The organism is Martinezella hainanensis (assembly GCF_900094555.1).
GTDB classification, from domain to species: Bacteria; Pseudomonadota; Alphaproteobacteria; order Rhizobiales; family Rhizobiaceae; genus Rhizobium; species Rhizobium hainanense.
The window spans coordinates 91,173-112,586 of the sequence record NZ_FMAC01000011.1; the positions used below are offsets into that span (position 1 = coordinate 91,173).

The 21,414-nt window shown below is 60.0% G+C and carries 20 protein-coding genes; 4 read left to right on the forward strand and 16 right to left on the reverse strand.

Annotated elements, in window-relative coordinates; translation table 11 throughout:
• Window positions 1–79 precede the first annotated feature (79 nt).
• On the forward strand, window positions 80–556 hold the full coding sequence (locus GA0061100_RS27420) for an Lrp/AsnC family transcriptional regulator (RefSeq protein WP_075856088.1): 477 nt from the start codon (window positions 80–82) through the stop codon (window positions 554–556).
• A 24-nt stretch (window positions 557–580) separates the two neighbouring features.
• On the opposite strand, the gene GA0061100_RS27425 is transcribed toward GA0061100_RS27420, so the two are convergent.
• The 7 genes from GA0061100_RS27425 to GA0061100_RS27455 all read right to left on the reverse strand — a co-directional run bounded on the left by GA0061100_RS27425 (window position 581) and on the right by GA0061100_RS27455 (window position 8,999).
• On the reverse strand, window positions 581–2,236 hold the full coding sequence (locus GA0061100_RS27425; protein ID WP_075856020.1) for an ABC transporter ATP-binding protein: 1,656 nt from the start codon (window positions 2,234–2,236) through the stop codon (window positions 581–583).
• A 2-nt stretch (window positions 2,237–2,238) separates the two neighbouring features.
• Window positions 2,239–3,090 carry an ABC transporter permease gene (locus GA0061100_RS27430; RefSeq protein WP_075856021.1) on the reverse strand — a complete coding sequence of 284 codons (852 nt, stop codon included), beginning with the start codon at window positions 3,088–3,090 and terminating at the stop codon, window positions 2,239–2,241.
• On the reverse strand, window positions 3,087–4,037 hold the full coding sequence (locus tag GA0061100_RS27435; protein ID WP_075856022.1) for an ABC transporter permease: 951 nt from the start codon (window positions 4,035–4,037) through the stop codon (window positions 3,087–3,089). Before GA0061100_RS27435 ends, GA0061100_RS27430 begins: the two co-directional genes overlap by 4 nt.
• A gap of 102 nt (window positions 4,038–4,139) precedes the next feature.
• Complete coding sequence (locus GA0061100_RS27440) at window positions 4,140–5,750, reverse strand: ABC transporter substrate-binding protein (protein ID WP_075856023.1); 1,611 nt, start codon at window positions 5,748–5,750, stop codon at window positions 4,140–4,142.
• 64 nt (window positions 5,751–5,814) lie between these two features.
• Entirely contained in the window at window positions 5,815–6,537 is a 723-nt protein-coding gene (locus tag GA0061100_RS27445; RefSeq protein ID WP_075856024.1) for an HAD-IA family hydrolase, read from the reverse strand.
• Between the two features lie 235 nt (window positions 6,538–6,772).
• Window positions 6,773–8,146, reverse strand: a complete 1,374-nt coding sequence (locus tag GA0061100_RS27450) for an aspartate aminotransferase family protein (RefSeq protein WP_075856025.1) — start codon at window positions 8,144–8,146, stop codon at window positions 6,773–6,775.
• 13 nt (window positions 8,147–8,159) lie between these two features.
• Window positions 8,160–8,999 (reverse strand): GNAT family N-acetyltransferase, encoded by an 840-nt coding sequence (locus GA0061100_RS27455; protein ID WP_075856026.1) that lies wholly within the window; start codon window positions 8,997–8,999, stop codon window positions 8,160–8,162.
• Between the two features lie 320 nt (window positions 9,000–9,319).
• On the opposite strand from GA0061100_RS27455, the gene GA0061100_RS27460 reads away from it, so the two are divergent.
• Window positions 9,320–9,988, forward strand: coding sequence for a haloacid dehalogenase type II (locus GA0061100_RS27460; RefSeq protein WP_075856027.1), 669 nt, complete (start codon window positions 9,320–9,322; stop codon window positions 9,986–9,988).
• A gap of 15 nt (window positions 9,989–10,003) precedes the next feature.
• A complete protein-coding gene (locus GA0061100_RS27465) occupies window positions 10,004–11,278 on the forward strand; it encodes an NAD(P)/FAD-dependent oxidoreductase (RefSeq protein ID WP_075856028.1) in 1,275 nt (424 codons plus the stop codon).
• A 30-nt stretch (window positions 11,279–11,308) separates the two neighbouring features.
• Here GA0061100_RS27465 and GA0061100_RS27470 read toward each other — a convergent pair whose 3' ends face one another.
• From GA0061100_RS27470 to argE, 7 genes are all read right to left on the reverse strand, one after another.
• Entirely contained in the window at window positions 11,309–11,656 is a 348-nt protein-coding gene (locus GA0061100_RS27470) for a hypothetical protein (RefSeq protein ID WP_075856029.1), read from the reverse strand.
• A gap of 202 nt (window positions 11,657–11,858) precedes the next feature.
• Window positions 11,859–13,316, reverse strand: a complete 1,458-nt coding sequence (locus GA0061100_RS27475) for an NAD-dependent succinate-semialdehyde dehydrogenase (RefSeq protein ID WP_075856030.1) — start codon at window positions 13,314–13,316, stop codon at window positions 11,859–11,861.
• 15 nt (window positions 13,317–13,331) lie between these two features.
• Window positions 13,332–14,375, reverse strand: coding sequence for a tartrate dehydrogenase (locus GA0061100_RS27480; RefSeq protein WP_075856031.1), 1,044 nt, complete (start codon window positions 14,373–14,375; stop codon window positions 13,332–13,334).
• Window positions 14,376–14,388: 13 nt separating this feature from the next.
• Window positions 14,389–15,852: an aldehyde dehydrogenase family protein gene (locus GA0061100_RS27485; RefSeq protein ID WP_075856032.1), complete on the reverse strand. Its 1,464-nt coding sequence runs from the start codon at window positions 15,850–15,852 to the stop codon at window positions 14,389–14,391.
• Between the two features lie 139 nt (window positions 15,853–15,991).
• Window positions 15,992–16,345, reverse strand: coding sequence for a cupin domain-containing protein (locus GA0061100_RS27490; protein WP_075856033.1), 354 nt, complete (start codon window positions 16,343–16,345; stop codon window positions 15,992–15,994).
• Window positions 16,346–16,369: 24 nt separating this feature from the next.
• Entirely contained in the window at window positions 16,370–17,293 is a 924-nt protein-coding gene (locus GA0061100_RS27495; RefSeq protein WP_075856034.1) for a 2-hydroxyacid dehydrogenase, read from the reverse strand.
• A gap of 13 nt (window positions 17,294–17,306) precedes the next feature.
• The gene (gene argE, locus GA0061100_RS27500) at window positions 17,307–18,434 is read right to left on the reverse strand and encodes an acetylornithine deacetylase (RefSeq protein WP_075856089.1); all 1,128 of its coding nucleotides are present in this window, start codon (window positions 18,432–18,434) and stop codon (window positions 17,307–17,309) included.
• Window positions 18,435–18,690: 256 nt separating this feature from the next.
• Between argE and GA0061100_RS27505 the strand changes: the two genes are divergently transcribed.
• Complete coding sequence (locus GA0061100_RS27505; protein ID WP_075856090.1) at window positions 18,691–19,548, forward strand: GNAT family N-acetyltransferase; 858 nt, start codon at window positions 18,691–18,693, stop codon at window positions 19,546–19,548.
• On the opposite strand, the gene GA0061100_RS27510 is transcribed toward GA0061100_RS27505, so the two are convergent.
• Together GA0061100_RS27510 and GA0061100_RS27515 are read right to left on the reverse strand one after the other, a co-directional pair.
• The gene (locus tag GA0061100_RS27510) at window positions 19,533–19,934 is read right to left on the reverse strand and encodes a DUF3592 domain-containing protein (RefSeq protein ID WP_425298720.1); all 402 of its coding nucleotides are present in this window, start codon (window positions 19,932–19,934) and stop codon (window positions 19,533–19,535) included. The two genes, GA0061100_RS27505 and GA0061100_RS27510, sit on opposite strands and share 16 nt — an antisense overlap.
• Window positions 19,935–20,284: 350 nt before the next feature.
• Window positions 20,285–21,409 (reverse strand): M24 family metallopeptidase, encoded by a 1,125-nt coding sequence (locus GA0061100_RS27515; RefSeq protein ID WP_075856036.1) that lies wholly within the window; start codon window positions 21,407–21,409, stop codon window positions 20,285–20,287.
• Between the last annotated feature and the right edge of the window lie 5 nt (window positions 21,410–21,414).

A 21,414-nucleotide genomic window follows, 5' to 3' on the forward strand; every position in this document is an offset into this window, starting at 1 on the left:
GATATGCTACGCTCTGCTTTGCGCGATAACAGCATTTTGTGCCGTCTTCGCCGGCACTCTTTCAATGGCGGGCCTTCTCATGAAACTGGATCGGATCGATATCAAAATCCTCTATGAGCTTCAGAGAAACGGCCGCATTACCAATGTCGAGCTGGCGGAACTGGTGGCCCTTTCGCCCAGCCCATGCCTCATGCGCGTCAAGCGGCTGCAGGCGGAAGGATATATCGAGGGCTATTCGGCCCAGATCAACCTCGCCAAGCTCGGCCAGACGCTGACCGTCTTTACCGAAATCACACTGAAGAACCACAGGCAGATCGATTTTGCCCGCTTCCTCAACGTGGTCGAGAAAATCGACCAGGTGATCGAGTGCCATCTCGTATCGGGCGGCTACGACTATCTCATCAAGTTCGTCACCGCCGGGATCGGCGAGTACCAGACCATCATGGAACGGCTGACCGACATGGATATCGGCATCGACAAGTATTTCAGCTTCGTCGTGCTCAAATCACCGATCGTCAAGTCGCACATGCCGCTAACCAGCCTGTTTCCCCTCTGATGGGCTGACAGGTCCGGTCGGCGGCTAGCCGTGGCCATATTCGCGCTTCAACTCAGGGTCCTGAACGAGATTGTCGAGCCAGGCCGGATCGAGTTTCGGAACCGATCCGAACAGCAGTTGCGAATAGGGATGGCGCGGCGTATCCGCGGTCTCGCGCGTAATTTGCTCCACCTTCTTGCCGCCATACATCACGGCGATCTCATCGCAGATTGCCTCGACGACCGACAGATCGTGGCTGATGAAGATGTAGGAGAGATGCAGCTCACGCTGCAGCTCCTTGAGAAGGTCGATGATCGCGGCAGCAACGACGGTATCGAGGGCGGAGGTGATTTCATCGCAGATGATCAGGCGCGGTTCGGCCGCAAGCGCGCGGGCGAAGTTCACGCGCTGCTTCTGTCCGCCCGATAATTCCGATGGATAACGGTAGCGAAGCGCTCGTGGCAATCGCACCATGTCGAGCAATTGATCGACCCTTGCCTCTCGCGCCTTGCGATCCATCCCGTGATAAAATGCCAAGGGCCGCTCGAGAATGTCGGCAATCGACTTTGCCGGATTGAGCGCGGTATCGGCATATTGAAAGACGATCTGCATCTCCCGCAATTGATCCCGCGTGCGCGATTTGGCGGCGCGATTGATCTCGCTGCCATTGAAATCGATCGTGCCTGATACGGCCGGCAATATGCCGGCAATCGCCCGCGCCAGCGTCGACTTTCCGCATCCGGATTCGCCGATGATGCCGAGATTTCTGCCTTTCTCCACCTCGAGGCTGACGGATTGAACCGCGCAGACTGCTGGCAGGCCGTTGGGTTGAAGATCGCCATAGCCGGCTACCAGGCTGTCGATCCTCAACACAGGTGCAATCGACGCGCCCGCGCTATTGCTCCGCACGACCTGCTTCGGCTCGAAGGCCGCAAGCAGCTCGCGTGTGTAGGGATGGCTTGGCCGCGTCAGGATCGCTTCGGTCTTTGCCACTTCCTGGATTTCGCCGCCCTTGAGGACAGCGATGCGATCGGCGATCTGGGCGACGACCGCAAGATCATGCGACACATAGACGCCGGCAATGTCGCCGGCACGGATGACCGATTTGAATGCTTTCAGCACATCGATCTGCGTCGTCACATCGAGCGCTGTGGTCGGTTCGTCGAAAATGACCAGCTTGGGTTCGCCGATCAGAGCCATGGCTGCCGCCAGCCGCTGCAACTGGCCGCCGGAGACCTGATGCGGATATCGCTCGCCGATCGTTTCCGGATTCGGCAGGGAAAGAGCCCGGAAGAGCTCGATCGCGCGCAGTCGAGCTTGCTCAGGCGGCATCAGCCGGTGAATGCGCGTGACTTCGATCACCTGTTCCATGATCTTCGTGGCGGGATTGAAGGCTGCCGCAGCACTTTGCGGGATATAGGCGACCGTCGTGCCGCGAACCTTTGCGCGCGCGCTTTCGGAGAGCGCGGCCATGTCCTGCCCGTCGACGTAAATCTTGCCGCCGGAGATGTGACAGCCTTCCCGCGCATGTCCCATGAGCGTCAGCGCGATCGTCGTCTTACCCGAGCCGCTTTCGCCGATGAGGGCAATAATTTCACCCTTGGCGATGTCGAAGCTGACATCCTTGATGATCTCGATGATCCGACCGGAGTCTGTCTTCGCCTCGACTTTGAGATTCCTGATTTCAACGAGGTCGGTCATCGTCATGCGCTCCTGTCCCTGATCCTGCGCGGCAGGTTGTCGATCAGCAGGTTGACGCTGATGGTGAGGCTGGCGATGGCGAAGGAGGGCACGATCACGGCGGGTGCGGCGAAGGGCAGGCCGCCGATATTTTCGCGGACCAGCGCTCCCCAGTCGGCATAGGGCGGCTGCAGGCCGAGGCCGAGAAAAGAAAGGCCCGACAGCAGGAGCACGACAAAGACGAAGCGCAGGCCGAAGTCCGCCAGAACCGGCCGGATAATGTTCGGCAGAATTTCAGAGGCGATAATATATCCGACCTTCTCGCCGCGAGTGCGCGCAACCGTGATGAAATCCATCGTGTTGATGTTGACGGCAAGGGCGCGCGCAAAGCGATAGGCGCCGGGCGTGTAGATGACGGCGAGCGTGATGATCAGCACCGGAATGGACGAGCCGACAGCAGCAACGACGACCAGGCCGAAAAGCTTGCTCGGGATTGAATTCAGTGCGTCGAGAAACCGGCTCAGGATCGTGTCGAACCATCCGCCGATGACCGCCGCGGTCATGCCGAGTGTCACGCCGCAAAAACAGCAGAGGGCCACTGCAGCCAATGAAATACCGACCGTATAGCGCGCGCCCATCAAGACGCGCGAGAGCATGTCTCGGCCGAGATAGTCCGACCCGAGCCACAATTGCGGGCTCACCGGGCCGAAATAATCGGTATCGATGATGTCACCGACGGAATAGGGAATGATATAGGGGGCGAACAGGGCGATGATCGTCCAGCCGAAGATAACGGCAAAGGCTACGATGCCAACGAGGCTGACGTTGTAACCGAACATGGATGGAGAACGGGGAGCCAAGCTTTTCGTGGTCATCGCAACCTCGGATTCGACAGGATGGCAATGATGTCGGCGGCGGTGATCAGCAAGAGGTAACCAAGGCAAAAGATCATCGCGCAGCTCTGGATGAGCGGCAGATCGCGGGTTGCGACCGCGTCCACCATCAGCTTGGCGATGCCAGGATAGTTAAAGATGGTCTCGACGATGATCACGCCGCCGACGAGATAGGAGAGCGAAAGCGCAATGGCATTGACGATCGGCCCGAGAGCATTGGGCAATGCGTGTCTGAACACCATGCGGCTGCGTGAGGCGCCCTTGAGAAGGGCCATTTCGACATAGGGCGTCTTCAGCGTCTCGATTAGAGCCGCGCGGGTCATGCGGATCATTTGCGCCGAGATGACGAAGGTGAGCGTAATGACCGGCATGGCATAGATTTTCATGAGGTCGAAGAGCGTATGGGCCTCGCTCGTCGACGACAATGCCGGCAGCCAGCGCAGATAGACGGCAAACAGCAATACCGCGAGCGTCGCGACCATGAATTCGGGCACCGAGATGACGCCGATCGAGATGACGGTTACGAGGCGATCATAATAGGAGCCGCGAAGCATGGCGGACGTAATGCCGAGCAGCAGGGCCAACGGCACGGAGACGAGGGTGGTTATGGCCGCAAGTTCCAGCGTCGCCACCAGACGCCCGCCGATCAGCTGCGCGACGGGCATGTTATTCGCATAGGACGTCCCAAGGTCGCCCTTCATCAACCCCAAAAGCCATCCTATGAACCGCAGGATTGCCGGCTCATCGAGATGCATGGCCTTGCGCAAGCCTGCAACCGCCTCAGGCGTGGCCGCCTGACCAAGCAGGATGGAGGCGGTATCTCCCGGCAGCATGCTGGTTGCGAAAAAGACGGCAAACGACACGATCAGCAACGAGATGATCGCGATGAAAAGCCGATTCAGGACAAGGACGGAAACCTCGGATCTCAACAAAAGTGCTCCTGCAGCGTTCTAAGGAACGAATGCGTTTGCGGGACGAAAGCCACCCCGGAACGGCCTGAACCGTCCCGGGGAAGAGATGTCCAGCGGCGGTCAGGCCTGGAGCCAGAGATATTCCGCCATCGCGTAACCCATCATGCCACCGAGCGGATTGGCTTCCAATCCGTGTACCTTGCTCGAAATGGCATCCACATTCGAGATATAGGCAGGGATGATGGTGCCCGCCTCGTCGGCGATCATCACCTGCATTTCGTCGTAGATCTGCTTGCGCTTGGTCTGATCGAGCAAGCCACGGGCTTCGATCAGCATCTTGTCGAATTTCTCCGACTTGTACTGGCTCTCGTTCCATGGGGCATTCGAGGCATAGAGAAGCGAGAACAGGATGTCGGGCGTCGGGCGCGGATTGATGTTGCCAAAATGGATCGGCGCCTTCAGCCAGTAATTATCCCAGTAGCCGTCGGATGGAACGCGCTGGACATCGAGCTTCATGCCGATGTTTGCGCCCGCAGCCTGGATGATCATCGCCATATCGATTGACGAGCCTGCCGCATCGGAGGCGATCACCGGAATGGATTGGCCGAGTACGCCCGCCTTCTGGAAATGGAACTTGGCCTTGTCCGGATCGAAGGCTTTCGGCTTCAAATCATTGTTGTGATAGATGTTGGCCGGAGAGACGGGCTGATCATTCGCCACTTCACCAAAACCGCGCAATGCCGATTTGACGATCTGCTCGCGATTGACGAGGGACTTCATCCCGTCGACGAAATCCTTCTTGTTGCCCGGCGTCATGTCGAGACGCATGTTGAGGTTGGTGTAATTGCCGCTTGTCGTTTTCGACAATGCAAAGCCCGACTGGCCATCGACCAGCTTCACCGCGCGGGGGTTGATCGCTGCAGCAAGATGAATGTCGCCCGAGAGCAGGGCATTCACGCGGGCATTGTCGTCGCTGATGGCGAAGAACTCGAAGGAGTCGAGATAGGGTTGGCCCGACTTCCAGTAGTTCTTGTTCTTGACGACGACCGAGCGATTACCCGGATCGAAGGTTTCGAGCACGAAAGCGCCGGTACCGTTGCCCTTCGAAAAGTCCGTCGTGCCGTTGGCGACGATCATGAAGTGATGCAGCGCCAGAATGGTCGGCAGGTCGGCATTCGGGTCGGCGAGCGTAAGTTCGACCGTCGACTTGTCGACCGCCTTGAAGCCGGTCATCTGGGCGGCAATCTTGGCAACCTTGGAGCCGACGCCCGGGTCGAGATGGCGCTTCAGCGAAAAGACGACATCGTCGGCCGTCAGTTCCTTGCCGTCATGGAACGTCACGCCCTTGCGCAGCTTGATCGTCCAGGTCTTGGCGTCCTTGCTTTCGATGCTCTCGGCAAGCTCCATTTGCGTTACGCCGGCCTTGTCGATGAAAGTCAGGCGATTGTAGAGCGAGCAGCAGCGCACATAGTCTGTCGACAGGGACGCCTTGGCGGGATCCAGCGTGTCGGCGGTGGACGACGACCAGCCGGCCCCCTTGAACGCGCCGCCCGAGACCGGCGTGGCTGCAACGGCCTGCGTGGCGCGGCCGAGAATGATGCCTGCTGATGATACCGCGACGCCTCCCGCTAGCATCAGTTTCAGAAGATCGCGCCGCGTTGCTCCGCGCCGGATGGCGTTCTCCACCATTGCGTCGTCGGCAGTCGTCCAGTTTGTAATTCTGTCAGTCATCTCATTCCCCTTTTTCTGTTGATTGATGGGATGCCCGTCTTGGTCGCGAGCTCTCCCGGTTGGGTCACTGTCTTTCGGTCAGCCTTTCCTTGACCGCCGAGGCGAAAGCCGCCATCGACGTGAAGTGGTAGTCGGGTTGAGTGAAGTTTTCTGGCTCTATCGTGCCGCCATAGCCATTCTGCGCATGACGGCGCTCGATCCAGCAATTGGTCAGACCAAGCTTTCGCGAAATGCCGATATCGTGGTACTGGCTTTGAGCGACATGCAGGATATCGTTCTTGCTTGCCCCTTTGCCGGCGACGAACTCGAATACCTGTTCGAAGAAGGCGGGATCTGGCTTTTCCGTGCCGGTATCATCGGCGGTGAAGGTCGCAAAGAACGGCGAGCCCAGCTTCTTTTCGAAATGATCGAGTGCCCAGCGGCGGGCATTTGTCATCGCAACAAGGCGATGTGTTTTCCCGAGTTCGGCAAGTGCCGCCGCGCTGTCGTCGAAGGCATTCCAGTTGGCCACGGAATCGCGCAGCCGCCGCGCATACCGATCTTCCGCTGGCAGGCCGAGTGCAGGCGCGATGATCATGTAGACGCGTGAAAGATCGTCCGGAAAGAGATCCGCATCCTCGCTGTAGCGCGCCTGGCGATAGAGCCTCAATGCTTCCTCGCCATCGATGGAAGTGCCGGTTTCCGCTGCAATCTCCGCAAGGCAGGTCTTTATGCCGCCTTCGAAATCGATAAGGGTGCCGACGACATCGAAGGTAAGATATTTGAATTCCTGAAAGTCTCTGGCCAAGTCATGCTCTCCTTCATGATCTGCTGCGGAGAAACCGCCTGCAGCATAAAATTCTGGCCCAAGGGGCGGAAATTCTCCTGCCAAGGCCCGGAAAAGCCGGTTTTCAGCCGTTCTAGGAAGCAGTTTGGCAGTTCCTGTGCGGCGGAGTCGCCGAATCGATGGTGTGTCGCGGCACAAAATTCCGAATTTCCGGCTCCGTCCGACATTTCACCAATGAAGAACGGCCCATGCCGCTTCAACGCATGGCGTTCCGAACGTCCGGATCATCCAAAGTCTGATCGAGTGTCTTTCGCGTGCGTTCCAGGATCGCGTCTATGTCGCCGTCCGTGCAGCAAAGCGGCGGCGCGTATCCGAGCACGCCATGGGCGAATGCCCGAATGACGAGGCCATTATCCCAGGCGCGGTCGAAAATCCTGCGGGCCGGCGCGGCAGCGCTTGGCAACGGTTTCTTCTTGACCTTGTCGACGACAAGCTCGACAGCGGCCAGCATCCCGCGACCGCGGACATCGCCGACCAGCGGATGATCACGCAGGCTTTCCAGCCCCGCCATCAGGCGCGCGCCTGCCTTGACGCCGTTTTCGAGAAGACCGCCTTCATAAAGCTTCAGCACCTCGAGCCCGACTGCAGCACTGACGGGATGGGCCGAATAGGTGTAGCCATGCCCGACCGCCGCATTGCCGGCGGCATCGGCGATGACATCATAGACGCGATCGGACATGAATACCGCGCCCATCGGCACATAGCCGGAGGTCAGGCCCTTGGCCGTCGTCATGAAGTCGGGAACGACTTCGTCATACGAACAGGCAAACAACGGACCGGTTCTGCCAAAGCCGGTGATGACCTCATCGGCGATGAAGAGGATCTCATATTGGCTGCAGAGATCGCGGATCGCCTTGAGCCAGCCTTTCGGCGGCACGATGACGCCGCCCGAGCCCTGGATCGGTTCGGCATAAAATGCCGCCACACGGTCGGCGCCGATAGCCTCGATCTTTGATTTGAGATCGGCGATCGACGCGGCAATGATCGCGTCCGCCTCTTCGCCGACCGGATTGCGATAGGGATAGGGCGAAGGGATCTTGTGCTGCCAATCGAAGGGGACACCGAAGCCGGCGTGAAATCCTGGCAGCGCCGTCAAACCGGCTCCGACCGTCGAGGAGCCGTGGTAGCCTTGCTCGATCGAGATGAACTGATCGCGCTCCGGCTTGCCCCTAGCATGCCAGTAGTAGCGGACGAAACGCACCGTGCTGTCGACAGCGTCCGATCCGCCGAGCGTGAAGAAGACATGATTGAGATCGCCGGGCGCCCGATCGGCGAGTTCAGCGGCAAGACGAATGGCGGCCTCGCAACCGATATCGAAATAGCCTGTCGCGTAGGGCAGTTCACGCATCTGACGGGCAGCCGCCTCGACGATGCTCTCATGCCCGTAGCCGGCATTGACGCACCAGAGCCCGGCAAATCCATCGACAAGCTGATGGCCCGATGCATCGGTGACGGTTGCGCCCTTTGCGGATCGTAACACCCGTACGCCCAGCTTTTCATGACCGCGATAGGATGAAACCGGATGGATGAGGTGCGCGCGATCGAGTTCGATGAGCGAGTTGGCGAGCATGATGATCTCCAGACTATCCGAGGGCCTGATTGGCCAATGCAAATATTCTTGCGTCCTTGCCGGCCGCTGCAGCGCCAGCCGACCGCCGCATCGCGATGCCGCCACCCACGTGGTTGAGGCCGATTTCTGCCAGCCAACCGGTCAAGCCCGAACCTTCGTTCGTATCGACACGCAGGAAGTCGCTCGACTTGCGAAGGGCGAGCGCCGTTATCAGCGATTTCGCATCCTCCGCATTCGATGCGACGACAGGCCCGATCACATCGCCGCGCCCAAAGGCGCGCAGCGCGCCAAAAGCCTCGACGCGGCCATGCCGCCGAATGACGAACAGTTGCGCGACGCCTACAAGAGCGTCGATCAACGTGCTGCGGTCGGCGCCGAAGGCTGCCTGATCGAGCGCCTTGATCGCGGAAAGGTCATCGGCGGTCGCAGCCTCGACATCTCCGGCGGGGATAAGGTCGGCAAGATGTCCCTGGTGCTGAAAGATCTCGCCTTCGGCAACAAATCCGAGCTTGCGATACAGCGGCAGACCATCCGCCGTAGCAATGAGCCGCAAGGGCCGATCGCCGGCAAGCGCCATTGCCCTGTCCATGAGCTTGCGGCCAAGGCCGCGCCCGCGCAGGTTCTCGTCGACGATCACCATGTTGATTGTCGCGCAATCTTGCCCGTAGGGGGTCATCAGGATGGTCCCTACGACATGACCCATCTCGTCCATGGCTGCCACGCCGTGGCTCAAGCGCAAGACCAGATGCCAGTCCTCGGCACGATGGGGCCACTTAGCCTGGCGCGAGAGGGCGAGTGCGCCGTCTACATGCTCCGGCGTGAAGCTGACCAGATTGATGTCGTCGGTTTGCATGAGGCATCCTTTCCTTGCCTCAAGTCTCCGCGATCCCCGCACGGCAGATCATCTGAAGCCGCCGGCCGTCGTGATATCTTTCACCGTAGCGAATACGATTGGCCGCATCTTATGCTGTTGATACTGTTTCGACGGCTCCCCAATGGTCCAAAAACAGCAAGGCGACAGGTGTCTGCTGCAACACTCTGCCAAAGCATGCCGCGCATACGAAACAATATGCTTTGCGGAGACGCCAATTCGATCATGTCCGTCGCAGGACTTCAGCCTATGATCGTTTCAGTAGAGAACGCAGATGCCCTTTAGACAGAGGACGAACGGACATGGCGCCTTTCCGGCCGAAATACATCACCTTCGATTGCTATGGCACGCTCATCAATTTCGAGATGGCCGAAGCGGCGCGCGACATTTATGGCTCCGGGCTCGATGAAGCGAGGATGCAGCAGTTTACAAAGAACTTCGCCGCCTATCGGCTGGACGAGATTCTCGGTGACTGGAAGCCCTATGCCGATGTCGTTCACAACGCCATCGAGCGGACCTGCCGCGCCAATGGCGTCAAGTTTCGCGCGGAAGACGCCAAGGCGATCTATGAGCGCGTACCCGGTTGGGGGCCGCATCCCGATGTGCCGGCCGGACTGGTGAAGGTTGCCAAGGAAATCCCGCTGGTGATCCTCTCCAACGCGATGAACAGCCAGATCATGTCGAATGTCGACAAGCTCGGCGCGCCTTTCCATGCCGTCTATACGGCAGAGCAGGCCAATGCCTATAAGCCGCGCTTCAAGGCCTTTGAGTATATGTTCGACATGCTGGGTTGCGGGCCGGAGGACATCCTGCATTGCTCGTCTTCTTTCCGTTACGATCTGATGTCGGCGCATGATCTCGGCGTCAAGAACAAGGTCTGGGTCAACCGTGGCCACGAACCGGCAAATCCCTATTACGGCTATGTCGAGATTGCGGACATATCCGGCCTGGCCGGCGTCGTTGGGCTATAAGAGAAGGACGGCCTCATGAAATTCGTCTCCTATTGGCACGATACAGCGCCGATCTTTGCCGGAGGCCGGCAAGGCCCGGTCGAAGGGCGATACGACGCCTGTGTCATAGGAGCCGGTTTCACGGGACTGTCCGCGGCTCGGCAGCTGGCCAAGGCTGGCGCCAGAGTCGTGGTGCTTGAAGCCGAGCGCGTCGGCTGGGGCGCGTCGGGCCGCAATGGCGGTCATCTGAACAATGGCCTTGCCCACAGTTATCCGGCTGCCAGGGCCGAACTTGGCAAGGACAGGGCGATCGCGCTCTATAAGGCGCTCGACGCCTCCATCGATACGATCGAGGCGCTTGTCGCCGAGGAAGGCATCGATTGCAATTTTCGCCGGGCGGGAAAGCTGAAGCTGGCATCGAAACCGCAGCATTTCGGATCGATTGCCCGCAATTTCGAAGCCGTTCATGCCGAAGTCGATGCGGATACGGCGTTGCTTACGCCAGACGATCTCAAACAGGAGATCGGCTCGCCCTTCCACGGCGCGATGCTCTTCAAGAAAAGCGCGATGATGCACATGGGCCGCTATGCGGTCGGCCTTGCGGATGCTGCCGTGCGCCATGGTGCTGTAATTCATGAAGCAGCGCCTGTGACGAACAAGATCCAGGAGAATGGCCGTCATCGATTGGTGACGCCGCGTGGCGAGATCACGGCCGACAATGTGCTGGTGGCAACCGGCGCCTACACGACCCCGAATTTCGGCTATTTCCGCCGGCGGATCATCTCGGTCGGCAGCTTCCTGATCGCAACCCGGCCGCTAACGGCCGATGAGATCGCGTCGGTCATGCCGGGAAACCGCACCTGCGTCACCTCGATGAACATCGGCAATTATTTCCGCTTGTCGCCCGACAACCGGTTGCTGTTCGGCGGGCGGGCACGATTTTCCGCTACCTCCGATCATCGCTCCGACGCCAAGAGCGGTGCAATCCTGAAAGCGGGTCTCGCCGAAATCTTCCCGCAACTTGCCGGTATCGATGTGGATTATTGCTGGGGCGGTCTCGTCGACATGACCAAGGATCGTTATCCGCGCGCCGGCTATCATGATGGAAACTGGTATGCGATGGGTTATTCCGGCCATGGCGCGCAACTGTCGACGCATCTCGGCATGATCATGGCCGATGCCATGCTCGGCCGCGAAGACCGTAACCCCATGAAGGACGTCGACTGGCCGGCCGTGCCTGGCCATTTCGGCAAGCCATGGTTCCTGCCGCTGGTAGGTCTCTATTACAAGATGCTGGACAGGTTCGGATGATGACGACAGTCAGGCTCTGATTTGCCGGTCCTAGACGTCTTGAAGGGGACGATCCTGACCGGCGATCAATCCGGTCGAAACCACAGTCTCGAAATATTCGACCTTCAGATCGAAGGAGCGCAACAGTTTCTGCGTGCTCGGCTTCACCACCGCATCGTCAAAATCGCCTTTGCCGAAATGACCGGCGGAGGCCATGTCCGCCCAAAAGCTCATGACCACCAGTTCATGGTTTTCGCCTCGCACCTTGCGGGCGAGGGTTGCGCCAAGGTGGCCGGGCAGTTGCGCCATTTCAACGAAAGTTGTGGTTTCAAGGTGCTTCGCATAGGCGGTCAGGACTTCGTCAGAACCTGCGACGGCTCGCCAAAAACGAATGATCATGTCAACTCCATATTCCAATAGCGCCCGACGTCCGCTCTCGGATTTCGCCGGCCGGTGCACGGTCATGATCTATGCACCACTTTCGCTGTGCCGCAATCGCAATTCCTTGCGGAGGATCGAACTGGCCTCATGAAGATGATGGGCCAGAGCTGACATTGGATATGATCGCGTCATAATTGTTGGGACGAGCGTGCCGCCATATCTAGGCAAGTCCGCCCATGTGAAAGCTCTTCATTTCGAGATATTCCTCGATACCGGCTTGTGCACCCTCGCGGCCGATGCCGGATTGCTTGATGCCGCCGAAGGGGGCGACTTCCATGGAAACGGAGCCGGTGTTGAGCCCGACCATGCCGAATTCCAGGGCCTCGCCGACGCGCCAGGCGCGCTTGAGATTGTCGGTATAGAAATAGGACGCCAATCCAAAGGGCGTGCCGTTGGCGATCGCGATCGCCTCGTCTTCGGTCTCAAAGCGGAAGAGCGGCGCCACCGGCCCGAACGTTTCTTCGCCGGCAAGCTCCATCTCCGTCGTCGCCCCGGTCAGGACGATCGGCGCCGTATATTGCCTGCCGTCGGGTAGCTGTCGAGCCGATGTGATGATCTTGGCACCCTTTGCCAACGCGTCGCGGACATGCCGGTCGATCTTTTCGATCGCTGCTTGGTTGATCATCGGGCCGATCGATACGCCGGCCTCGGTGCCGGGACCGACCTTCATGGCATCGACCTTTGCCTTCAGTTTCGCCGCGAAGGCATCGTAGACGCCCGATTGCACGAGGAGCCGGTTGGCGCAGACGCAGGTCTGGCCGCCATTGCGGAACTTGGAGGCGAGCGCGCCTTCAACAGCGAGATCGAGATCGGCGTCGTCAAAGACGATGAACGGCGCGTTGCCGCCGAGTTCGAGGCTGAGCCGCTTGATGCTGTCGGCAGCACCGCGCATCAGGAGCGAGCCGACCCTGGTCGAGCCGGTGAAGGAGATCTTGCGTACGGTTTCGTTGCGCATGATCTCGTTGCCAATCTCGGCCGGCATGCCCGTGACGATATTGATGACGCCTGCCGGTATGCCGGCGCGTTCGGCCAGCACCCCGAGCGCCAACGCAGAATAGGGAGTGAATTCCGAGGGCTTGATGACGACCGTGCAGCCGGCGGCAAGGGCCGGCGCGACCTTGCGGGTGATCATCGCATTGGGAAAATTCCAGGGCGTGATGATGCCGCAGACGCCGACCGGCTCCTTGAGCACGATGATGCGGCGATCAGGCGTGGGGGAAGGTATCGTGTGGCCGTTGATGCGGCGGGCCTCCTCGGCGAACCACTTCACGAATGAGGCGCCGTAGCGGATTTCGCCACGCGCTTCGTCGAGCGGCTTGCCCTGTTCCGTCGTCAGAATAAGGGCAAGATCGTCGACATTCTCAAGCATGAGATCGTGCCAGGTTTCGAGAAGTGCAGCACGTTCCGCATTGGTCTTGCGCTTCCAGCTGCGCTGCGCGCGCTCGGCGGCGGTGATTGCATTGCGCGTTTCTGCCGAACCCATATCGGGCACGGTGCCGATCGCAGCCTGTTTGGCCGGGTCGTGAACATCCACCGTCGCGCCTGAGGCCGCGGCAATCCAGGCCCCGTCGATCAATCCCATCTCACGGAAAAGCTGCTTGTCTTTCAAATTCAACATGAGGTCCCTCTGATGTCAGGAGAGCGCGGCAATGATGCCGGCGGTGATGGTTTCGGTGCGATCCTTGCCGGGACTGATGCCGATGCCGCGCGCCGTTGCCGTCTCCATGGCCGCGATGATGCGGGCGGCCGCATCCTTCTCGCCCAGATGATCGAGCATCATCGCTCCCGACCAGATGGCGGCAATCGGATTGGCGATGCCGAGCCCGGCAATATCCGGAGCCGAACCGTGAACCGGTTCGAACATGGAAGGTGCGTCGCGCCGTGGATTGATATTGGCCGAAGCCGCAAATCCAAGGCCGCCCTGAATGGCGGCACCAAGATCCGTCAGGATATCGCCGAACAGGTTGGAGGCGACGACGACGTCAAGGCTTTCCGGCGCCATCACCATGCGCGCCGCCATGGCGTCGATGTGATAGCTCGAAACCTCGACATCAGGAAATTCGGCCGAGAGCCTGTCCGTGATTTCATCCCAAAAGACCATCGAATATTTTTGGGCGTTGGACTTGGTGACGGAGGCAAGCTTGCCGCGCCGGCTGCGCGCCTGCTCGAAGCCGAAACGAAGGATCCGCTCGACACCCGTGCGGGTAAAGATCGACGTCTCCACCGCAACTTCATCGTTCGTGCCTTGATGGACGCGGCCGCCGGCGCCCGAATATTCGCCCTCGGTGTTTTCGCGGATGCAAAGAATGTCGAATGCCTCCGCCCGCAACGGTCCCTGTACCCCCGGTAGAAGCCGGTGCGGCCGGATATTGGCATATTGCACGAAGGCCTTGCGGATCGGCAGCAGCAGGCCATGCAGGGAGACCGCATCCGGCACTTCCGCTGGCCAGCCGACCGCACCGAGCAGGATGGCGTCGAATGTCCGCAACGTCTCGATCCCGTCTTCGGGCATCATCCGCCCGGTCTTCCGGTAGAATTCGCATGACCAGGGAAATTCGGTGCCGTTCAATGCGAAACCGCAAGTTTTGGCCGCGACCTGCAGCACCGACCATGCGGCGTCCGTCACGTCCCGGCCGATGCCGTCGCCGGGGATCAGGGCAATGGAATAGGTCTTCATGGCTTCATATCCCTCAAAGGCTGATGAGCACGCTCTTCGTCTTGCGGTTGGCGAGATAGGCCTCGCGCCCCAGATCCTTGCCGATGCCGGAGCGCTTGTAGCCGCCGGTCGGCAGAATATGATCTCGCGAGCGGCTGTAGCGATTAACCCAGATCGTACCCGCCTGGATCTGACGGCTGAGGCGGATGGTGCGCGAAACGTCCGATGTAAACAGGCCTGCAGCAAGTCCATAGGTCGGGTGATCGGCAAGAGCCATCGCTTCCTCCTCGTCCTCAAAGGTCTGCAGCGTCAGGACCGGCCCGAAGATTTCCTCGAGAATGGCTGGAGACGACGGATCGAGATCGGTCAAAAGTGTCGGCTCGTAGAAATAGCCTGACCGGTCCATGGGCTTGCCGCCGGCGATACAACGGCCGCCTTCGTTGATTGCGGCGGCGACGATCGCGTCGATCCGGTCGCGCTGACGCTGGGAGATGATCGGCGAATAGCGTGTCGCCGCATCCCAGGTGGGGCCAGCCCCAACGTCGGCCATCCGCGTGATGAGCGCTTGCGTAAACTCTCCGGCCACGCTCGCCTCCACGATCACGCGTGTCGCGGCGACGCAAGCCTGGCCGGCGTTGAAGAGAAGGCTGCCGGCGATCGCATCGGCGGCTTTCGAAAGATCGGCGTCCTTGAAGACGATCTGCGGGCTCTTGCCGCCAAGCTCGAGCGTCACGGGCTTGATGCCGGAGCGGGCGATATTCTCCATGATCGCCGACCCGGCGCGCGTCGAGCCGGTGAAGCTGACCTTGGCGATGTCGGGATGGCCGGTGAGCGCCGTACCGGTGGTGAGCCCGTCTCCGAGGACGACGTTGAAGAGGCCGGCGGGCAGTCCGGCTCTGATGGCAAGCTCGGCCAGGTAGACAGTCGAAAACGGCGTCATCTCCGAGGGCTTGAGGACGACGGCATTGCCGGCAGCGAGCGCTGGGCCGAGCTTCCAGCCGGCCATGGAGACCGGAAAGTTCCACGGCGTGATCGCGCCGACGACGCCATAGGGTTCGCTGAGGATCATGCCGAAGGTCTTGTCATCGGTCGGCACGACATCGCTGCCTTCCTTGTCGGCGAATTCGGCAAAGAAGCGGATCTGCTCGGCGGTGACCGCAATGTCTCCTGCCGCCAACTGACTGATCAGTCGGGTGGAGGACAAAGCCTCCAGTCGAGCAAGCGTTTCCGTCTCAGCCTGGATCAGATCGGCCCAGGCATGCATCACCCGGACGCGCTCTCGCGGGCGCATGCCGCCCCAGTTGCTTGCCTTCAATGCCGCCTTGGCCGATTCGACCGCCCGGTCCACCATCTCGGGACTTGCAATCGGGCAGCCTGCGTAGGGCTTGCCATCGGAGGGTCTGTGCATCTCTATCGCGCCGGGAGCTTCAACAAGCTCCCCGCCAATGAAATGGCCGATGGGCAACGGCAATGTGTCGGGATCGAAACTCAAGCTCATGGGAAGCTCTTTCTGAGACATTTGCCAAAGCCTAGCGCCGGCTTACGAGCAGCTTGCTTCGTATGCCGGCGGGCATGCCGACGAATCTTGCGTTTTGGCGAGGGCGAACAGTGATTTCTGTTGCGGCCGCGCGCAGCCTTTATCCCACTGTCACGTAGATCTTGCGAACGGTCTCGACCGTCTTCCATTTGCCCGTGAAGCCGGGCTTCATCACAAAACTGTCGCCGGCCCTGTAGACCACGGGATCGCCGCCATCAGGGGTGATCTCGACGACACCCGAGAGGATATGGCAGAATTCGAAGGTCTCGCCCTTGATCGACCGGGTCTCGCCGGGCGTTGCCTCCCAGACACCGGTGCGTACTACGCCATCCTTCGCCTCATCCTGTGCCCAGGTCTTGAATGACGGAGCGCCGGCAATCAGCCTTTCGGGCAGGGCCTTGGATTCACGCGGGGCCGTCCCGGGATTGGTTATAACGGTTTTGAGCAGGGTCATTTCGAGCCTTTCATTGCTATGGGTTCAATATCCGCGTTGCCGGTCGATGAGCCCGATCGGGTCGAGGCCCGCGCGATGACGACGGATGTTGTCGATCACCGCGCGGGCGGCGGTGTCGGGTTGCGTCACGCTGGCGATATGCGGGGTGAGCATGATTTTCGGATGTCTCCAAAGCGGATGATCCGAGGGCAGGGGCTCCGGGTCGGTAACGTCGAGCACCGCTGCAGCGAGGTGGCCGGTATCGAGCGCAGCGATCAGGGCGTGCACATCGAGCTGCGGGCCGCGACCGGCATGCACGAGCATCGCCCCCGCCGGAAGGCTAGCAAGCAGCGTGTCGTTCAGGAAACCCGTGGTCTCCTGCGTCAGCGGCAGCAGGCAAATGAGAATGTCCGTCGCAGCCACCATGGTTCGTAGGCCGGCTTCCCCGTGATGGCATTCCACGCCCTCGATCGCCCTGGGCGATCTGCTCCAGCCGGCGAGCGGGAAGCCGAATGGCTTCAGCCGTTCCAATACGGCCGTTCCCAGAACACCCAATCCGAGAACCCCGATGCGTCTTTCATGCGCCTGGCGTTGAGGCAGGCCGCGCCATTCCCCGGCGCGTTGCTGGGCGAGATAGGGAAGAAGGTTGCGATGCAAAGCGAGCACGCCAAGCGTCACATATTCCTGCATCATCCTGACGATGCCATCCTCGACCATGCGGACGATCTTCACATGATCAGGCACGTGGTCCGTCTTGAACTGGTCGACGCCGGCGCCGATCGAAAACAGGATTTCCAGATTGCGGTAGCGTGAGAGATCCTCGGGCACCGTCCAGGTAATCAGGAAACGGACCTCATCCGGATCGACGCTTGCTGCATCCATCGAAAACGCCAGATCAGGGAGTTCCTCGGCAAAGGCCCGAGCGAAGATCGCACCGCGCTTGGCGTCCGAATTGAAGAGAAACGTCATGGCAATCGCTCCCTCAAGACCGCGCGCATCGCACAGCCAGCGCCAATATCATTTGGCGACAATCCTCAAGTTCGCCCTCCAGAATGTACTCGTCAGGCTTGTGCGCGCGATCGATGTCTCCAGGCCCGCAGATGATCGCATCGATCCCGGCTGCCTGATATAGTCCGGCCTCGGTCCCGTAGCTGACCGCAGCAAGCGACGGCCTGCCGGTGATTTCTTCCATCAGTGTTGAGAGCTGCGCATCCTTTGCAAGCGACAGCGCGGGATAGGCGCTGAGCGGGGTCCAGTCCACGGAGAAGCCCTGTTGCGCAAGCATCTCCGCGCTGCGCCGCACGGGGGCGAGCAGTTCCTCGGGGGACACATTGGCAATGCCGCGCGCCTCAAGATCAAGCCGGCAATTGTCGGGAACGATGTTCAGCGCCAGCCCGCCGGAAATGATGCCTGCCTGAAGCGTCGAATAGGGAGGCTCGAATGCCGGGTCGAAGGGGCCAAGCGTCAGTTTCTGCGCTTCTTCGACGGCGCTATTGAGCACTTTCGACATGGCATGAACCGCATTGAGCGCCAGATCCGGACGAGATGAATGGCCTGCCTTTCCGCCGATGGTGACGCGCGCCGCTGCTTTCCCCTTATGGGCGCGCACGGCCTGCATGCGGCTCGGCTCGCCGATGATGGCGCCTTGCGGATGTGCGCAGAGCTCCTTGATACCAGCCAGGAGGTGCGGCACGCCGCGACACCCAGCCTCTTCGTCATATGAGAATGCAAGATGAATGGGGCGGGCAAGATTTGCCCTGGCAAGTTCCGTCGCGGCCGCGAGTGCGGCGGCAAGAAACCCTTTCATATCGGTCGTGCCACGCCCATAGAGCCGGTCGGACTTCTTTCGGAGCGCAAAAGGCTCCGAGGTCCAGTTCGGTTCTCCGGCGGGAACGACATCCATATGTCCGGACAGAATATAACCTGCAACATCCCTGGGGCCGATCGTGGCAAAGATGTTGGACCTGTCGCCTTCAGGCCCTGGAAGCACGGTGACGTGGATTCCGAGATCTTGCAGATAAGTTTTGATCCAGCCGACGATGCCGTCATTCGGTGTGCTGACGACGCTCGGAAAGGCGACAAGACGGGCGAGGATGTCTACCGTGTCCATATGCTCCTCAGCGGCTGCGGCAATTTGCGGATATTTCCCCCATAGCATGGCGGCTGCTTCCATAATTGCATGCCGAATGTCAGGGTGTTTCAGTCGATTGTTGTGCCGACACAGGCAATTCGAGCTAATTGTATCGACGGGCGTCGCCTATTCTTGTTAGCGAGGAGCGCCTCTGTTTCGGCGTATGACTATGGGCAGCAAGTTTTGAGGTGATCCAGTGAAGGTATCAGACAGTTTGCGGGTCGATGCTTTCTCCATGCATATAGGCGACATCAAGGACGTGGAACTCGATCAGTTGCACGCGCTATCGATCTCGGTCCGGTGGCCGCATCGCGCCGAGGACTGGGAATTTCTGCGGCAGACGGGTAGCGGCATCGTCGCACTCGACGAGATCGGCCGGGTCATGGGATCCGCCATGTGGTTTCCGCACGGAGATGGGTTTGCCACCGTCGGCATGGTGATTACCTCTCCGCGGCTGCAGACCAATGGCACCGGCCAATGGCTGATGAGCCGAATCTTGGACAAAGTGGCGGGACGCCGTCTCAGCCTCAGTGCGACGCAGGCGGCGCGTCGCCTGTATCTCTCTCTGGATTTCAAGCCGGAAAAAACGGTCTACCAATGTCAGGGGGAAGCAAGGATCCCAAAGGATTTTGCGATGCTGCCTTTGGAGGGCACGGTACGCCAGCTTGGCGCTGACGATCTCGCGGCGATCCTTCGGCTTGATGCCATAGCATTCGGTGTCGACCGCTCGGAACTGGTCAGGCGCCTCGACGAGCAGTCGATGGGCTATGGTCTGTTCCGTGGAGCGGATCTGCAGGCTTTCGCATTGTGCCGGCCCTTCGGACGCAGCCATGTCGTCGGACCGGTGGTTGCGTCCAATGACACTGATGCGATTGCGGTGGTCGCGCCGCATGTGGAGCGTCATGCGGGCCAATTTCTGCGTCTCGACACCCATATGGAGGCCGGCGATTTTGCTTCTTACGTGTCGCAATGTGGTATGTTCGTCTACGATACCGTCCTGACCATGTCGCTTGGAAATCATCCCTCCAATAGAAACAGGGCCACCGGCGGGGTGATGACCACATATGCTCTTGCCAGTCAGGCTCTCGGTTGAGGCCCCGGCATAGCCCCATCGCGCGCAGGCCTTTCGCGGGTTAGCCGGATCGTTCCGAACAAGGCAAGCGCAAAGGCGGCGGCCATGCCGCTTCCAACGATCACCGGCAACCACATTTCCTGGAAGGATACGATGATCGCGTCATGCGGATCATCACGCCGATAATAGACCGGGATCTGATCTCCAATCCGAGCCTGATTATAGCTCGAATAAACCCCTCCCGTCACCCGATAGAGTGCGCCATCGCCCGCGTGAAAGGCGACGATCGGTGCGTAGGACACGGTAATATCAGCAAGCTGGTGAGCGACTGAAGGTCTGCCGAGCGTACTTGTGCTTACGCGGCGATCGAGCGCTACAACGACGCCAACGGTCTTCTCTCGACCCACACTTGCCGTAACGGCACGCCAAACATAGTGGCAGTCAAGAAGGGCCGCTGCGGCTGTCAATATCGCGAAGGCGGTGATGAAGGCAAATTTCTGAAACCGCTTGGTTCCGGCTTTCGGGGCATGTCGGCTAGACCTTATCAACGGGCCTCACTCGATCTTCAGAAAGGATGAGCGGATCAAACCCGCTCACTTCATCCAAACCTTTGCTCCGCCAGCGATGCCTGTTGCCAACGCCGAGCCTCTATAAGATGAAACGCAAACCGCGATCTGCAAGGCCTTGACTTCCGAAAAATACGGCCACTGCCTGCGGAATGAAATCTGCGCGGCTAGCCTACGGGCCGTCGCACCTGTTATTTCTCCGAGCCAAGGAGGTGGCGTCCGGTCGTCGTCAGCCGTCTTCCGCCCTCCGGCGTAACCACCACCGTTTCGCTGAATCCAAGCCTGGCGGCTGTCGCATAGACATGGAAAACCATGCCTTCTTCCAGCGGCCATTTCGCATTCGGCAGAAAAACCCGGGAGAAATCGCTGGTGCGCGGCGTGCGGGTATAGAGACCAAGCGTATAGGCCGTCACGTTGTCGTAGCGCTGCCTCAAGCCGGACGAGATAAGACCCTGGCGAACAATGGCATCTACCTCGCAAGCGGAGACGCCCGGCTTCATGGCTTCGATTTGCTGGTCCTGCAATGCGATGATGCGCGAGGCGATATCCTGAAAGCGTGTCGACGCATTACCGATGACGATCGGCCGCATGAGGCGGGCGCCATAACCGCCCACACGTGGAATAAGCTCCACATGCAGGATATCGCCTGCGTCAAGCAATTCGCTCTTGAAGGAGCCATGCAGGAATTGGTGGTCGCCGCTGGCCTTGACGATCGGACCGGTCTCACCGCTGTCAGCACCTTCAAGCAGGAAGGTTGCAGCCGCAGTTGCGGCGGCCGTACGGGTTGAAGAGCCGGCCCGCGTACCCTGCGCGATTGCCAGCATGGCTTTGTCGGCGATGCCAGCCGCTTGCGTCAGAACAGTAATCTCGCGGGCCGATTTGACCCATCGCAGACTGTCGCTGATACCGGGAAGGGCAACGAATTGCGCCTCAGGCAGGTGCGCCCGAAGCCTGGCCGTCGTATCGGCGCTGAAGCTATAGGAGGCGAAGTCGGCGCCGATACGGGCATTGGCGAAACCTCGAGCATGGATGCTGTCTGCGATGGCTTCGTGTGGATTGGCGGTGTCGGCAAACCCGATGATATCGGAAATCCAGGTCTTTTCCCTGCACGGTGTTTCGTCGAGTTCGCGCAGGACGAACCAGGGCGCACCGTGTCGCGGAAGAAAGGCGACACGATACATGGTTTCCGAAACGGTGTAGCCGGTAAGCCATGCAAGGAGCTCACCGCTATCGATCAGGAGCAGATCGACGGCGGCGGCGTCCATGGCGGCATGTGCCTTGGCGATGCGCCAATCATATTCGTCACGAGGAAACATTAGGC

Bases quoted from the DNA above. Each gene is read 5' to 3' on its own strand.
- GA0061100_RS27460 (WP_075856027.1), top strand. From the start codon at position 9,320: ATGGCGCCTTTCCGGCCGAAATACATCACCTTCGATTGCTATGGCACG.
- GA0061100_RS27455 (WP_075856026.1), bottom strand. From the start codon at position 8,999: ATGCAAACCGACGACATCAATCTGGTCAGCTTCACGCCGGAGCATGTA.
- GA0061100_RS27505 (WP_075856090.1), top strand. From the start codon at position 18,691: ATGCATATAGGCGACATCAAGGACGTGGAACTCGATCAGTTGCACGCG.
- GA0061100_RS27440 (WP_075856023.1), bottom strand. From the start codon at position 5,750: ATGACTGACAGAATTACAAACTGGACGACTGCCGACGACGCAATGGTG.
- GA0061100_RS27465 (WP_075856028.1), top strand. From the start codon at position 10,004: ATGAAATTCGTCTCCTATTGGCACGATACAGCGCCGATCTTTGCCGGA.
- GA0061100_RS27515 (WP_075856036.1), bottom strand. From the start codon at position 21,409: ATGTTTCCTCGTGACGAATATGATTGGCGCATCGCCAAGGCACATGCC.
- GA0061100_RS27475 (WP_075856030.1), bottom strand. From the start codon at position 13,316: ATGTTGAATTTGAAAGACAAGCAGCTTTTCCGTGAGATGGGATTGATC.
- GA0061100_RS27490 (WP_075856033.1), bottom strand. From the start codon at position 16,345: ATGACCCTGCTCAAAACCGTTATAACCAATCCCGGGACGGCCCCGCGT.
- GA0061100_RS27470 (WP_075856029.1), bottom strand. From the start codon at position 11,656: ATGATCATTCGTTTTTGGCGAGCCGTCGCAGGTTCTGACGAAGTCCTG.
- argE (WP_075856089.1), bottom strand. From the start codon at position 18,434: ATGGACACGGTAGACATCCTCGCCCGTCTTGTCGCCTTTCCGAGCGTC.
- GA0061100_RS27480 (WP_075856031.1), bottom strand. From the start codon at position 14,375: ATGAAGACCTATTCCATTGCCCTGATCCCCGGCGACGGCATCGGCCGG.
- GA0061100_RS27430 (WP_075856021.1), bottom strand. From the start codon at position 3,090: ATGACCACGAAAAGCTTGGCTCCCCGTTCTCCATCCATGTTCGGTTAC.
- GA0061100_RS27450 (WP_075856025.1), bottom strand. From the start codon at position 8,146: ATGCTCGCCAACTCGCTCATCGAACTCGATCGCGCGCACCTCATCCAT.
- GA0061100_RS27420 (WP_075856088.1), top strand. From the start codon at position 80: ATGAAACTGGATCGGATCGATATCAAAATCCTCTATGAGCTTCAGAGA.
- GA0061100_RS27495 (WP_075856034.1), bottom strand. From the start codon at position 17,293: ATGACGTTTCTCTTCAATTCGGACGCCAAGCGCGGTGCGATCTTCGCT.
- GA0061100_RS27425 (WP_075856020.1), bottom strand. From the start codon at position 2,236: ATGACCGACCTCGTTGAAATCAGGAATCTCAAAGTCGAGGCGAAGACA.
- GA0061100_RS27485 (WP_075856032.1), bottom strand. From the start codon at position 15,852: ATGAGCTTGAGTTTCGATCCCGACACATTGCCGTTGCCCATCGGCCAT.